This window comes from Bacteroides fragilis NCTC 9343, from assembly GCF_000025985.1.
GTDB classification, from domain to species: domain Bacteria; phylum Bacteroidota; class Bacteroidia; order Bacteroidales; family Bacteroidaceae; genus Bacteroides; species Bacteroides fragilis.
Genome location: NC_003228.3, coordinates 2723478 through 2736534, shown reverse-complemented (window position 1 = coordinate 2736534; position 13057 = coordinate 2723478). Strand labels below are relative to the sequence as shown.

Sequence of the window (13057 nt, the reverse complement as noted above, 5' to 3'; positions counted from 1 at the left end):
AAGATTTATTGCCGTAAAAAATAATAATTCTCTCTTCGGTTAATAGTGATTCGGGTATTCCTTATTTAAAGTTGTTTCTATACTGCTAACTTCTTTCGTTTTTTATACCTTTGCAGCCGGTTTTAAATAAGGTATAGATTATATGGTACAAAGTCAGACTCAGCCGGTTCGTAGAATTGCATTTCCTATATTAATTGCATTAAGTGTATCTCACTGTTTAAATGATCTTTTGCAATCTGTCATTTCGGCTGTATATCCTCTTTTTAAAGAAGATCTTTCGTTAAGTTTCGCTCAGATTGGATTGATAACCCTAGTTTACCAGATGTCTGCTTCTGTATTTCAACCACTGACCGGCCTTATTTTTGATAAACGTCCTATAGCTTGGTCGCTTCCTATCGGAATGAGTTTCACTTTGATAGGTATGCTGAATCTGGCTTTTGCATCCAATCTGAATTGGCTGCTTGCTTCTGTCTTTATCATTGGAATAGGTTCGTCTGTTCTCCATCCGGAAGCATCCCGTATCACCTTTTTGGCTTCGGGAGGGAAACGGGGATTGGCACAATCACTTTTTCAGGTAGGTGGAAATCTGGGGGGATCGTTAGGCCCTTTATTAGTCGCATTATTAGTGGCTCCTTATGGCAGGCATCATATTGCACTATTTGCTATCCTTGCTTTGGCGGCTATTTGTGTAATGTTTCCTATTTGCCGCTGGTACCGTTCTTATCTGAACCATCTTAAAAAACGTCCGATCCATGCAAAAGCATATATCGAGCGCCCGCTTCCTCCTCAAAAGACTGTATTTGCTATCACGATACTGATGATTCTTATATTCTCTAAATATATTTATATGGCAAGTCTGAACAGCTATTATACATTTTATCTGATCCATAAGTTTAATGTAAGCATTCAGCAGTCGCAACTCTTTTTATTTGTATTTCTGGTAGCCACTGCCATTGGTACATTGATGGGAGGCCCCATTGGAGACAAGATAGGCCGTAAATATGTTATTTGGGGGTCGATCCTGGGAACAGCTCCTTTTAGTTTATTGATGCCACATGCCGGACTCGTATGGACTATAATTCTTAGTTTCTGTGTCGGCTTAATGCTTTCGTCTGCTTTTCCAGCTATTCTGTTATATGCACAAGAGCTGCTTCCCAACAAGTTAGGACTGATTTCCGGACTTTTTTTCGGTTTTGCATTTGGAGTGGCAGGCATTGCATCTGCTGTTCTTGGCAATATGGCCGATAAGTTTGGGATTGATGCTGTATATAATGTTTGTGCATTTATGCCGTTGTTAGGATTGGTGACCTGGTTTTTACCGGATCTGAAGAAAGTGAGAAGTGAAAAACAAGAATAATCAGGAAAGAGACGAAGTTTGTTTTTTATTTTGGACTTTGTAAAATCCGGAATCACTTTTCCTTATTTTATCCTTATTTTATGCTATTTTCTACCAGTTTTTTCCTTATATCAATTCTCCCTTTCATTTATTTTACTAATTTCGTGGCGAACATATATGAATCAAGTAAATGAAAATGGAAAATAGTGTATTAACCGGAAAACCTTATAACATCGGATATGCCTTGAGCGGAGGCTTTATTAAAGGCTTTGCCCATTTGGGAGTTATTCAGGCTTTATTGGAACATGATATTAAACCGGATATTATCTCAGGAGTCAGTGCCGGGGCTTTGGCCGGAGTATTTTATGCCGATGGCAACGAACCCTATAGGGTTTTGGACTACTTTTCCGGACATAAATTTCAGGACTTGACAAAACTTGTAATTCCTAAAGTAGGCTTATTTGCTTTGGGAGAGTTTATTGACTTTTTGAAGTCAAATCTTAAAGCTCAGAAGCTAGAGGATTTAAAACTTCCTCTTATCATTACTGCCACTGATCTGGATCATGGTCGCAGCATGCATTTTCATAAAGGGAATATAGCTGAACGGGTAGCTGCTTCATGCTGTATGCCGGTGTTATTTACACCTGTAAAAATAGGAAATACACATTATGTGGACGGAGGACTTCTGATGAATTTACCTGTATCTACCATCCGAAATGAATGTGAAAAAGTGGTAGCAGTGAATGTCAGCCCGTTGATGGCAGAAAAATATAAAATGAACATCGTTAGCATTGCCATGCGTTCTTATCATTTTATGTTTCGTGCCAATACGTTTCCGGAGCGAGACAATTGCGATTTACTAATTGAACCCTACAACCTAGAGGGTTATAGCAATACTGAACTTGAAAAGGCCGAAGAGATTTTTGAACAAGGCTATAACACTGCTTCTGAGGTTCTGGACCAACTAATTGAAGAGAAAGGAAAGATATGGAAATAATAAAAACCGGATTGGCTGCTTTTGGTATGTCGGGACAGGTGTTTCACGCTCCATTTATCAGCACGAATCCTCATTTTGAACTTTACAAAATAGTAGAGCGTAGTAAGGAACTCTCTAAAGAACGATATCCGCAAGCATCAATAGTACGTAGTTTTAAGGAGTTGACAGAAGATCCTGAAATAGATCTTATAGTCGTTAACACTCCGGACAATACACATTATGAATATGCCGGAATGGCTCTTGAAGCCGGGAAAAATGTAGTAGTTGAGAAACCGTTTACTTCTACCACCAAACAGGGTGAAGAATTAATAGCTTTGGCTAAGAAAAAAGGTTTGATGCTAAGTGTATATCAGAATCGCAGATGGGATGCAGATTTCTTAACGGTACGTGATATTCTTGCCAAATCCTTATTAGGACGTTTGGTAGAATATGAATCTACATTTGCTCGTTATCGTAATTTTATAAAGCCTAATACTTGGAAAGAGACCGGAGAGTCCGGTGGTGGATTAACCTATAATTTGGGTTCACATCTGATCGATCAGGCTATTCAGCTTTTTGGGATGCCTGAAGCTGTTTTTGCAGATTTAGGTATCCTGCGTGAAGGAGGAAAAGTTGATGATTATTTTATAATTCATCTGTTACATCCTTCGTTGGCACCAAATGTGAAAATCACCTTGAAAGCAAGTTACCTGATGCGAGAAGCCGAACCACGTTTTGCCTTACATGGAACACTAGGTTCGTATGTTAAATATGGAGTCGATAAACAGGAAGCTGCTCTATTAGCTGGTGAAATACCTGAACGTCCGAATTGGGGAGAAGAATCAGAGCAGGAATGGGGATTATTACATACAGAAATAAATGGAAAAGAAATCTGCCGAAAATATCCGGGCATAGCCGGAAATTATGGTGGCTTTTATCAGAATATTTATGAACACTTATGTTTAGGACAACCATTGGAAACACATGCACAAGATATTTTGAATGTGATACGAATAATCGAAGCGGCTTATCAAAGCCATCGAGAAAATAAAATTGTCAATCTTAAATAGCATATATAAAATGAAGAACGAAAACAAAATGATTATTTATCAAGTGTTTACACGCTTGTTTGGTAATAATAATAATCACTGTATCTACAATGGAGATATTTCACAAAATGGTTGTGGAAAAATGGCTGATTTTACTGCCAAAGCTTTGGGAGAAATAAAAAAACTGGGAGCAACACATATTTGGTACACGGGTATTATCGAACATGCCAGCCAAACTGATTATAGAAGATACAACATCCGTCCGGATCATCCGGCTATTGTAAAAGGTAAAGCGGGATCTCCATACGCCATTAAAGATTATTATGATGTAGATCCGGATCTGGCTACTGATGTCCCTGGAAGAATGAAAGAATTCGAAAATCTAGTAAGTCGTACACACAGAGCAGGATTAAAAGTAATAATTGATTTTGTTCCGAACCATGTAGCGCGTCAATACCATTCGGATGCACAACCTGACGGCACCACTCAGCTGGGAGCCAATGATGATCCTAACTACTCTTTTAGTCCGTACAATAATTTCTACTATATTCCGCAATCGGAATTGCATGGACAGTTTGATATGACGGGAAATGCCTTGGAACCCTATCATGAATTTCCTGCCAAAGCAACCGGAAATAACCGTTTTGATGCTTACCCTAATATTAATGACTGGTATGAAACCGTAAAGTTAAATTATGGTGTGGATTATCAGAATGGTGGAACTTGCCATTTCTCCCCTACTCCGGATACTTGGACTAAAATGTTGGATATCCTCCTTTTTTGGTCCTCTAAAAATATTGATGGTTTCCGTTGTGACATGGCCGAAATGGTTCCGGTAGAATTTTGGGAATGGGCTATCCCTCAAGTGAAACAGGAGTATCCGAATATTATATTTATTGCTGAAGTATACAATCCGCACGAATATAAGAATTATTTATTTCGTGGTAAATTTGATTTTCTCTACGATAAAGTAGGACTGTATGATACATTGCGCAATGTAGCTTGTGGTTATGACTCTGCAACTGCTATTACTCGTAGTTGGCAGTCTTTAGGGGGGATTGAAAAGCGGATGCTTAACTTCCTTGAAAACCATGACGAACAACGTATTGCATCTGATTTTTTTGCCGGAGATCCACGCAAAGGTGTTCCTGCCTTAATTGTATCTGCTTGCATGAATACTAACCCCATGATGATCTACTTTGGTCAGGAATTCGGAGAAATGGGAATGGATAGTGAAGGTTTCAGTGGACGTGATGGACGTACTACTATTTTCGATTATTGGAGTGTAGATACAATTCGGCGCTGGCGAAATGAAGGAAAGTTTGACGGGAAGATGCTAACTGAAGAGCAAAAACATTTATATGCAATTTATCAGAGAGTTTTGACGTTGTGCAATGAAGAACAGGCAATATCAAACGGCGTATTCTTTGATTTGATGTATGCTAATGAAAATGGATGGAGATTTAATGAGCACAAGCAATATACATTTATGCGTAAATACAAGAATGAATTGCTATTTATTGTCGTAAACTTTGATAATCAGCCAGTAAATGTTGCGATTAATGTGCCTTCTCATGCCTTTGACTTTTTACAAATTCCTCAATTTGATTCTTATAAAGCGGTTGATTTACTAACAGATAAAGTAGAAGAAATCAGTTTACTGCCATATAAGGCAACAGAAATCGCTTTAGGAGCTTATACGGGTAAAATATTGAAGATTAAATTTTAACCTTCTGAATATAAAATAGCCCTTGCAATCAGAATAATCGATGCAAGGGCTATTACTTTATTTACTTACTTTTTCTTATTTGGTTCTTCTCAATACCATTGCTGTACGTGCAGGAATATAGAGTTTCAACCATTCTTTCTTTTCTTTCTTATACAAAGGATCGGGCAATGTGAAATGCTTCACACTATCATCTGACAAGCCATTTCCTCCATAAATTATGTTATCTGTATTCAGTACCACCTCATAAGTTCCCGGTGTTACTAAAAAGCCATAATCGGTGAATGATTGACTCGGATTAAAATTGAATACAAAAACAAGATCTTTACGTTGGTACGCTAACACTTGGTCGCCATCGTTGTGCCATATTTCTTGTACAGGGGTTTGCTGGATGTTTTTTACGCTCTTAATTACTTTCAACATATCTGCATCAAAATCACCCAGATAATGATAAGTCAAGTTTTTATTATCGACTAAATCCCATTGGCGGCGAGCATACTTACATGACCATCCATTACCTTCCCTCGGAAAATCGATCCATTCCGGATGTCCGAATTCATTTCCCATAAAGTTCAGATATCCACCGTTAATGGTGCTTGCAGTTAGTAAACGAATCATTTTGTGAAGAGCAACGCCCCGATGAACTATATAATTTTCATCACCTTTCTGCATATGCCAATACATATCTGCATCAATCAGGCGGAAAATAATCGTTTTATCTCCTACCAATGCCTGATCATGACTTTCAGCGTACGAAATTGTTTTTTCGTCTTGCCGACGGTTAGTTACTTCCCAAAACATGCTGGATGGTTTCCAATCTTCATCTATCTTCTCTTTAATTGTCTTGATCCAATAATCGGGGATATTCATAGCCATACGATAATCAAATCCATATCCTCCATCTTCCACCTTGGCGGCAAGTCCTGGCATACCCGAAACCTCTTCTGCAATGGTAATAGCCTTAGGATTTACTTCATGAATCAATTCGTTTGCCAATGTCAGATAGCAGATGGCATTATCATCTTGATGTCCATTAAAGTAGTCGCCGTAATTGCAAAATGCTTCTCCCAATCCGTGGCTATAATAAAGCATGGATGTCACCCCGTCAAAACGGAAGCCATCAAAATGATATTCTTCCAACCAATATTTACAATTGGAAAGTAAAAAATGCATCACTTCATTTTTACCATAGTCAAAACAAAGTGAATCCCATGCCGGATGTTCTCTTCGTCCGCCTGGATAGAAATATTGATTTGGATCACCTGCAAAGTTTCCTAACCCTTCTACTTCATTCTTTACTGCATGTGAGTGAACGATATCCATAATGACAGCAATACCCAATCCGTGTGCGGTATCAATCAACTGCTTAAGTTCTTCTGGAGTTCCAAAACGAGACGATGCAGCAAAAAAACTCGATACATGATAGCCAAAACTACCATAATATGGGTGCTCCTGTATAGCCATAATCTGAATACAATTGTATCCCTCTTTGGCAATACGCGGCAGAATTTTTTCACGAAACTCATTATAAGTTCCGACTTTTTCTTCCTGCTGTGCCATACCGATATGACATTCATAGATTAACAGTGGATCTGTACTAGGCTTAAAAGTTTTCTTTTTAAATTTAAATGGCTTTTCCGGTGCCCATACCTGGGCACTGAATATTTTTGTATTGTCATCTTGTACTACCCGATTGGCCCAAGCAGGGATTCGTTCTCCCTGTCCGCCTTCCCAGTAGACGTGTAATTTATATAAGTCACCATGTTGTATAGTGTCGATCGGTAATTTGATTTCCCAACTACCATTTTTCAGGCGTTTTAGTTTATAAGCAGGCTTTTCTTCCCAATTACTGAATGTACCCACCATATAAATATGTGATGCATTCGGTGCCCACTCACGGAATATCCATCCTTTATCAGTGCGATGCAAACCGAAATAAAGATATCCGGAAGCGAAGTCCGATAACGTAGATTTTCCCCCATTGGTCAATTCGGCCTTCTTATCCATGGCATGTTCAAAACGTCCAACGATAGCGTCTTTGTAAGGTTCCAGCCAAGGATCATTTTTAATAAGATTAAGAGTCTTTTCCATAAAAAGGATGTATTATTGTGTTTCAGAATTAATTTTTTATAGTCACTCAAGAAATATCTGCCCGATTATTACTCAAAATCATCGATAGTGAAATTCGTAAAGTCGGCAAAACGTTTAAATTGCCGGAACACTTCTTCTATTTTGTCCAGAATATCCGGAGTCAAAAAGAAACTGTCCGGGACGGAATAAGCACAAGTGAATTCTTTAGGTTTCAAATAATCAATGTATTTAAAATCTTTCGGGAATCCTTTGGGAGCTGTTTTTAGGAAATCTTCACCTACAATGGGGAAGAATTGCTGAAATTCAGGATCTTCCACTATCGAACGATATTCATCAATGTTATCATAGATAGACTGGCGAAGTGCTTTTAAAATATTAGAAGGCAAGCATAAACTTCCTCCGGCTAGCATGCAACCCTCAGGTTGTATATGTATATAGTACCCACTGTGATAGGATTTTTTCCCTTTTGCGTTAATATATCCCCCAAAATGATTCTTATAGGGAGTTTTATCGGAAGAAAAGCGGGTATCCCGGTAAATGCGATAAGTGCATTCTTTAGGTTGAATACCACGAATACTTTCATCAAAAAGTGAAATACGGGCAATTACTGTGGAAAGGAAATTTTCAAATTCTAAACGGGCTATTTCATACTCTTCCCGATGTTCATTAAACCACTCGCGATTGTTGTTCGCAGTAAGGTCCTTTAAAAAACGAAAGATAACAGGTATATTACTCATTGTGTCATTCTTTTCTGTTTATATCCTACAAATATATAAGAATTATTTGTAACTATCCATAAAACGAAAGAAAAACAGGTATAAAAAAAGCGTCGGCTGCAAAGAGCCGACACTTTAACACATTTATCAATAAAACAGACGCCTCTGTTTCTGACGTACTTACTTATCACAAGCTGGTACAATCTCTTTAATTAATCTTATATCTAATACTATGAAAAACACATCTATATAACATGCCTAAAATGGGTTTTGTTCAAACAGATCGAAAATAAACTTGTTAATAATCGTTATATCCGTATTAGCTCTCTATTGACATCAATCTTTATCTTACCAAAATCAATCATTGCATTGAATAAACAAATCTGGGAATAGTTAAACAATTGGTCTACGGTTATTTCTTTTTCTCTGATTAGATGTTTGTCAATCAATGCCGCTCTTTGGACACCTTTAAGGAGAGGGTGTTTGGGAGTGTGCCACTCTTTTCCGTTAAAGAGAGCAATATTAGCTATAGATGTATCTGTCAACAGTCCATTTCTAGTAATTAATATTTCATCTTGTTCCCGTTTATGCATATAAAGTTCATTTATTGCACTCCGATCTGTACTTTTGTAAGTGTAATCGATATTATCCGAATGAACAATCTGTAAAGAATGTACTGGGCGTATTTGATAAGGTGTGTATAGGATCTCTTCTATCCATCGACTATAGACTACTCTACACTTTATCATTTCTACATTCATTATTGGTTTCAGACTTTCCGATAGATTTAATGGCGGTTCGTCTGGCCAAAAAACAGCACGCGTCTGGTTCATTCGCTCTGTGTGATAATCCAAATTATACACTACTCCTCTCTCTATACGTATCGTTTCAATAAATTGGCACATAAACTTTCTGCTTCATTTCGTTATATTCATTTTCCAAATCACTTTTGCAGGTGATCCCTCCCCCACTTTTAAAAAATATTTGCCCATTCTGCTCTTCAATAAAGCGGATCATAACGGCACTATCCAGTTTTCTCCCGTCAAAGTATCCGGTGATGCCTGTATAGAATCCTCTCTCATATTCTTCTGCTTGCTCTATTATTTCCATTGTCTTGTGCTTAGGAGCTCCTGTAATAGAACCGGCTGGAAGAAGTCTGAAAAGAATTTCTCCCAGATGATCAACATAGCTTTTCGGTAAAACTCCACTTATTTCAGAGCTAGTCTGCAATATGGGACCATGATTGGTATAGAGTGTATCTACATATCGATAGCGGGTTACAGATACATTATCTGCCACTATACTTAAATCATTTCGTATCAGATCAACGATTGTGGCATGCTCTGCTGCTTCTTTTTCATCCTCCATCAGTAATCTTGTGGCAGAAGGTAAAGTTGCATCTATTGTTCCTTTCATTGGATAAGAACTGATTCTTCCATTTTCTATACGAATAAATATTTCAGGAGAAAAAACGACAAAAGTCTCTTTCAACCAAAGTTTGTATAAGGCCCGAGAATGATAAAATATATCTTTTAACCCTAGATTAGTGTTGACGGGGGTCATGCAAGTGAGATTCGTTAAGAAGCTATTTCCACTCAAGATATTTTTCCGTATAATATCAAACGATCTTTTATATTGGCTTAAAGAAATAGGTTGGGGCTGCCATATTATTGGGTATCTTAAAGGTGCAACAACAGACGTGCAGTTTGTAAAACCGTTCAGATTGTAAAGTAGCTCCGATGAATCAATATCATCCACTTTCTCTATAAAAGAACATTCTTGTTTATAATCTATAATAAACAGAAATGCTTTTCCTGCTCCAGCCAGTTTGTTTATACGGTTAATAGCTTCATTTCTACTATAGAATTGCATTATTCTTTGTTTTACTATTTATTCGGGTGGCAAACTTACAATAAAAACAGATGCATACAAAAAAATAGGGTTGCTGATTTGAGCAACCCTATTTTCTTCATCATCTGAATATTCTTCTTACTTAATCATCGCTTTTACCTGATCTTGCATCTGTTTGATTTCAGTTCTATTGGGTGATAAAGTAACTGCCTCTCCCAAATAGTCAACAGCTTTCTTGAAAGCCGCATCCGCCTTTGCTTTTTCAGAAGCATATTTTTCTTTGTTCGAACTAGCTAAAGGAGTTGCTTTCCGTAGAACATCGGCTCCATTATTGTAGAACAATACTCCAAGGCTATATAAAGCGTCAGTCTTCCACTTCTTACTAGTCACATCAGTGGCATGTTTATAGTTCTCTTCTGCTTTCTCAATATTGCCAGCCTGTTGGAATTTCTGTCCTTCTTTCAAATAATAAATAGCATATAATTTTTCAATAGTAGCATTGCCCGGAACAGCTTTGATACCCTCCGTCAATGTAGCAATATACTCTTGATTATTTTTCATATCGCGATAGGCAGCAGACTTACCTATATATGCATTTGCAAGATTATAATTTTTTTTAATCGCAATATCAAAGTAATCGGCGGCTTCTTTATATTTCTTTATGTTATCTGCACATACACCACAATTATAGGCTGTGACAGAATCCTGATTATTAGTCAATTTCAGATATTCGCTGTATTTTTCAAAAGCAACGGCATAATTTTTTGCATTCAAAGCATCATTACCTTCATTCTTCAACTGATTCGGATCTGTGGTTTGCGCAAAGAAATTATTTGCAGTAAAACATAAAGCAAGTAATAAAATAATTTTTTTCATGGTTATTGTGTTTTTAATTGTTTATCGTTCAAATGTAACACGAATCTGATGCAAACACAATATATTTTTCATCTTTTGACTTTTTTGAAAAGTCAGTAACGATAGTTATTTTTACGTTAAAGAATGCAAGAAAAAGCCAATTAATCGGTATTCTAATGGTTCGCTGACATCTCCCTATGTTTGTTACAGAATACTTTTATCTGTTGATATTTTCTTTATAAAATCATTGCATATCTCGTATGCCTCCGTCTCATCTGCAGGATAAGGTTTAAAGAAATATTTTATTTCTTCCCGAGATAATTCAATATTTAACGATTGTTTTTCATCTTTGGATAACAAAAATAACCGGCATCCGATATTTAGTGTTATGTATATAATCTGTCAGTGGATCCGTAACAATTGTTATGATGGAAAACGTAGCATGCTGCTTGCCTGAGTCCTTATCTACCCAAATATCATAAATACCAGCCGTTGAAAAAGCAGTTTCATTTTTCATTATTTGCCATCGGTAGGCCATGCGTAGGTCTCGCATCGCTTCGTACGCCAGTGTGAATACATGAATCTTGTTCACTATCTGCAGGGTTCTAGGGAAACATTTCCGAACAATCTTTTGCATGCTGTTTGCCATGTCAGGTGTAAACTCTTTCACCATATTGCACAGTTTTATGTCAATGAGCAGTTCTCCTTTACTAGTGCCATCTCGTCCATACAGAATGGTATCCTATGTTTTTAGGATAAAGAAAATGCATCATTAAATTAATCCCAATCATTATAATCACACAGATGTTGTTTATACTGATTCTATAACTGCTTTCTATCTAAGCCATAATTGCTCTGTAACAATTTGACAGTAAACAGCATGATTGCCTAAGTAATACTTTTAACACACCTCTATTCTGAATGTTTCCGCCACAATATATGAATTTAGTTATGTTGAAACAATGTTGAAACAAAAGTAGCATCTTAAATCAAAACTAACAGGAATGATGATAGAAAAGAAATAGCTGTAAATTATGTCTTTTAAGGGATTTAGATCAACGCAAAATACTGATAATCAAACATGGTAAAATAAAAAAGACAGCCAATAGACTGTCTTTTTTGTGATTCCGAAGCCAATACATTAAGGCTTGGCACATAGTCCATTACGATCAAATGTTGGTGATTTTTTTTCTTTATTTGTTTAATATTTCTAAATTATGTTCCCCAAATATCAACTTTAGTACTTGATCTTTTTTATCTTTTCTGAGCTTAATTTGGAGAACTGCCTCAATAGGTTCTTTATTATCATTCCTGTCTTCTGCTTTTACATATTTATTAGGATATGTAAATACGTCTATTATCTCCATTCCAAGATTAGTTGCAAAATTTGAAATCTGCCAAATGCTAATTTGCACTTCTCCATTCAAAATCTTACTCATTTGAGAAGCAGAAGTACCCACAAGTTCTGATGCAGCAACTTGAGTAATTCCTTTATCCATAATTATTTTACGGATATTTTCCACAACGGGATGCATTGGAGTTTCTTTTTTCTTTTTCATGTTTCAATATATGAATTGATTATCAGAGATTTATATAATTATATGAAATTGTATTTCAATTTATTCAATTAAATATTTCATAATTTGAAATATTCTATATATGTTTGCAATCGTAAATCACAAAAATACAAAGGTAAACGATGGATAAACAAATGACAATAGCGAAAAAACGCTATTCTTTTAAAAAAGCATATGAAAGAGTACCATTAGGACAGATTGAAACTTTAAAAAAGGAGCTATATGGGGTCTTTAATATTAATAATCGAACCTCTTGGTATAATAAGCTTAAAGGTATAACGTCTCCCAGCGTAGAAGTAGTTAAGGCTGTTGAAACTGTATTTCTAAAATATGGTATTGAAAACTGTTGGGAAATTATAGATATCAAATTATGAACCGCAATGCTATTCTAAGTAAACGTCAGAAACAGTTCATAGAACGTGTTGCTTGGGGAGCTTCTTATAAAGAGGTAGCCGATTTCTTCCATGTAAGTTGGAGTACCGTTGACAATACTCTCCGGAATGCGAAAACGAAATTAGGTCTAAGTAAAGTGACTGAGTTGGGTGCATGGTGGTTCTGTACTAATTACGGAATTAGTTTCGATCTATCCCCTATTGCCAGGCAATGTACGGCAGGAATTATCTTATTCTTATTTTCCCTTGGAGAAGTAACAACAATAACAGATGCATCATATACCATGCAAATAGTAAGAAGGACACGTACAGAATATCGTATCCGTCGACATGAAACTTCTATATATCAACCATATATTATTAACTAAAAGCACATATAAGGAATGTGCCCGGTGCGAATCCGGTTATATGTTATACTTTATTTTCTCAAGCATAGAAGTTTAATTGATTTATTCATTTTTAATGCCGTGTGAAAGGACACACGTAGG

Annotated in this window: 13 protein-coding genes; 6 read left to right on the top strand and 7 right to left on the bottom strand. The window is 36.6% G+C overall.

Translation table 11 applies throughout. The annotated features are described in order from the left end of the window. Window positions 1-142 precede the first annotated feature (142 nt). From BF9343_RS11070 to BF9343_RS11055, 4 genes are all read left to right on the top strand, one after another. Window positions 143-1357, top strand: coding sequence for an MFS transporter (locus BF9343_RS11070; protein ID WP_010992978.1), 1215 nt, complete (start codon window positions 143-145; stop codon window positions 1355-1357). 175 nt (window positions 1358-1532) lie between these two features. Next, window positions 1533-2333 carry a patatin-like phospholipase family protein gene (locus BF9343_RS11065; RefSeq protein ID WP_005787611.1) on the top strand — a complete coding sequence of 267 codons (801 nt, stop codon included), beginning with the start codon at window positions 1533-1535 and terminating at the stop codon, window positions 2331-2333. Next, window positions 2324-3382, top strand: a complete 1059-nt coding sequence (locus BF9343_RS11060; protein ID WP_005793979.1) for a Gfo/Idh/MocA family oxidoreductase — start codon at window positions 2324-2326, stop codon at window positions 3380-3382. The genes BF9343_RS11065 and BF9343_RS11060 overlap by 10 nt, the downstream gene beginning before the upstream one ends. Window positions 3383-3392: 10 nt before the next feature. Further along, a complete protein-coding gene (locus BF9343_RS11055) occupies window positions 3393-5090 on the top strand; it encodes an alpha-amylase family glycosyl hydrolase (protein ID WP_005787608.1) in 1698 nt (565 codons plus the stop codon). Between the two features lie 75 nt (window positions 5091-5165). Here the strand turns inward: BF9343_RS11055 and BF9343_RS11050 are convergent, their stop codons facing one another. From BF9343_RS11050 to BF9343_RS11020, 7 genes are all read right to left on the bottom strand, one after another. Then, complete coding sequence (locus BF9343_RS11050) at window positions 5166-7178, bottom strand: alpha amylase C-terminal domain-containing protein (RefSeq protein WP_005793982.1); 2013 nt, start codon at window positions 7176-7178, stop codon at window positions 5166-5168. Between the two features lie 68 nt (window positions 7179-7246). Further along, on the bottom strand, window positions 7247-7915 hold the full coding sequence (locus BF9343_RS11045; protein ID WP_005787603.1) for a DUF2461 domain-containing protein: 669 nt from the start codon (window positions 7913-7915) through the stop codon (window positions 7247-7249). Between the two features lie 287 nt (window positions 7916-8202). Continuing rightward, window positions 8203-8799 carry an aminotransferase class IV family protein gene (locus BF9343_RS11040; RefSeq protein ID WP_008660194.1) on the bottom strand — a complete coding sequence of 199 codons (597 nt, stop codon included), beginning with the start codon at window positions 8797-8799 and terminating at the stop codon, window positions 8203-8205. Beyond that, window positions 8783-9766: an aminodeoxychorismate synthase component I gene (locus tag BF9343_RS11035; RefSeq protein ID WP_010992977.1), complete on the bottom strand. Its 984-nt coding sequence runs from the start codon at window positions 9764-9766 to the stop codon at window positions 8783-8785. The genes BF9343_RS11040 and BF9343_RS11035 overlap by 17 nt, the downstream gene beginning before the upstream one ends. 117 nt (window positions 9767-9883) lie before the next feature. Then, window positions 9884-10621, bottom strand: coding sequence for a hypothetical protein (locus tag BF9343_RS11030; RefSeq protein WP_005787597.1), 738 nt, complete (start codon window positions 10619-10621; stop codon window positions 9884-9886). Window positions 10622-10943: 322 nt separating this feature from the next. Continuing rightward, the gene (locus tag BF9343_RS11025) at window positions 10944-11273 is read right to left on the bottom strand and encodes a transposase (protein WP_032575516.1); all 330 of its coding nucleotides are present in this window, start codon (window positions 11271-11273) and stop codon (window positions 10944-10946) included. A 520-nt stretch (window positions 11274-11793) separates the two neighbouring features. Further along, entirely contained in the window at window positions 11794-12159 is a 366-nt protein-coding gene (locus BF9343_RS11020) for a helix-turn-helix domain-containing protein (protein ID WP_224223155.1), read from the bottom strand. Window positions 12160-12299: 140 nt separating this feature from the next. On the opposite strand from BF9343_RS11020, the gene BF9343_RS11015 reads away from it, so the two are divergent. Both BF9343_RS11015 and BF9343_RS11010 read left to right on the top strand, forming a co-directional pair. Next, the gene (locus BF9343_RS11015; protein ID WP_010992976.1) at window positions 12300-12551 is read left to right on the top strand and encodes a hypothetical protein; all 252 of its coding nucleotides are present in this window, start codon (window positions 12300-12302) and stop codon (window positions 12549-12551) included. Then, window positions 12548-12937, top strand: a complete 390-nt coding sequence (locus BF9343_RS11010; RefSeq protein WP_010992975.1) for a response regulator transcription factor — start codon at window positions 12548-12550, stop codon at window positions 12935-12937. The genes BF9343_RS11015 and BF9343_RS11010 overlap by 4 nt, the downstream gene beginning before the upstream one ends. Window positions 12938-13057 lie beyond the last annotated feature (120 nt).

Coding starts and splice junctions, on each gene's coding strand:
- BF9343_RS11055 (WP_005787608.1), top strand. CDS start 3,393: ATGAAGAACGAAAACAAAATGATTATTTATCAAGTGTTTACACGCTTG.
- BF9343_RS11065 (WP_005787611.1), top strand. CDS start 1,533: ATGGAAAATAGTGTATTAACCGGAAAACCTTATAACATCGGATATGCC.
- BF9343_RS11015 (WP_010992976.1), top strand. CDS start 12,300: ATGGATAAACAAATGACAATAGCGAAAAAACGCTATTCTTTTAAAAAA.
- BF9343_RS11010 (WP_010992975.1), top strand. CDS start 12,548: ATGAACCGCAATGCTATTCTAAGTAAACGTCAGAAACAGTTCATAGAA.
- BF9343_RS11025 (WP_032575516.1), bottom strand. CDS start 11,273: ATGGTGAAAGAGTTTACACCTGACATGGCAAACAGCATGCAAAAGATT.
- BF9343_RS11050 (WP_005793982.1), bottom strand. CDS start 7,178: ATGGAAAAGACTCTTAATCTTATTAAAAATGATCCTTGGCTGGAACCT.
- BF9343_RS11030 (WP_005787597.1), bottom strand. CDS start 10,621: ATGAAAAAAATTATTTTATTACTTGCTTTATGTTTTACTGCAAATAAT.
- BF9343_RS11070 (WP_010992978.1), top strand. CDS start 143: ATGGTACAAAGTCAGACTCAGCCGGTTCGTAGAATTGCATTTCCTATA.
- BF9343_RS11035 (WP_010992977.1), bottom strand. CDS start 9,766: ATGCAATTCTATAGTAGAAATGAAGCTATTAACCGTATAAACAAACTG.
- BF9343_RS11045 (WP_005787603.1), bottom strand. CDS start 7,915: ATGAGTAATATACCTGTTATCTTTCGTTTTTTAAAGGACCTTACTGCG.
- BF9343_RS11040 (WP_008660194.1), bottom strand. CDS start 8,799: ATGTGCCAATTTATTGAAACGATACGTATAGAGAGAGGAGTAGTGTAT.
- BF9343_RS11060 (WP_005793979.1), top strand. CDS start 2,324: ATGGAAATAATAAAAACCGGATTGGCTGCTTTTGGTATGTCGGGACAG.
- BF9343_RS11020 (WP_224223155.1), bottom strand. CDS start 12,159: ATGAAAAAGAAAAAAGAAACTCCAATGCATCCCGTTGTGGAAAATATC.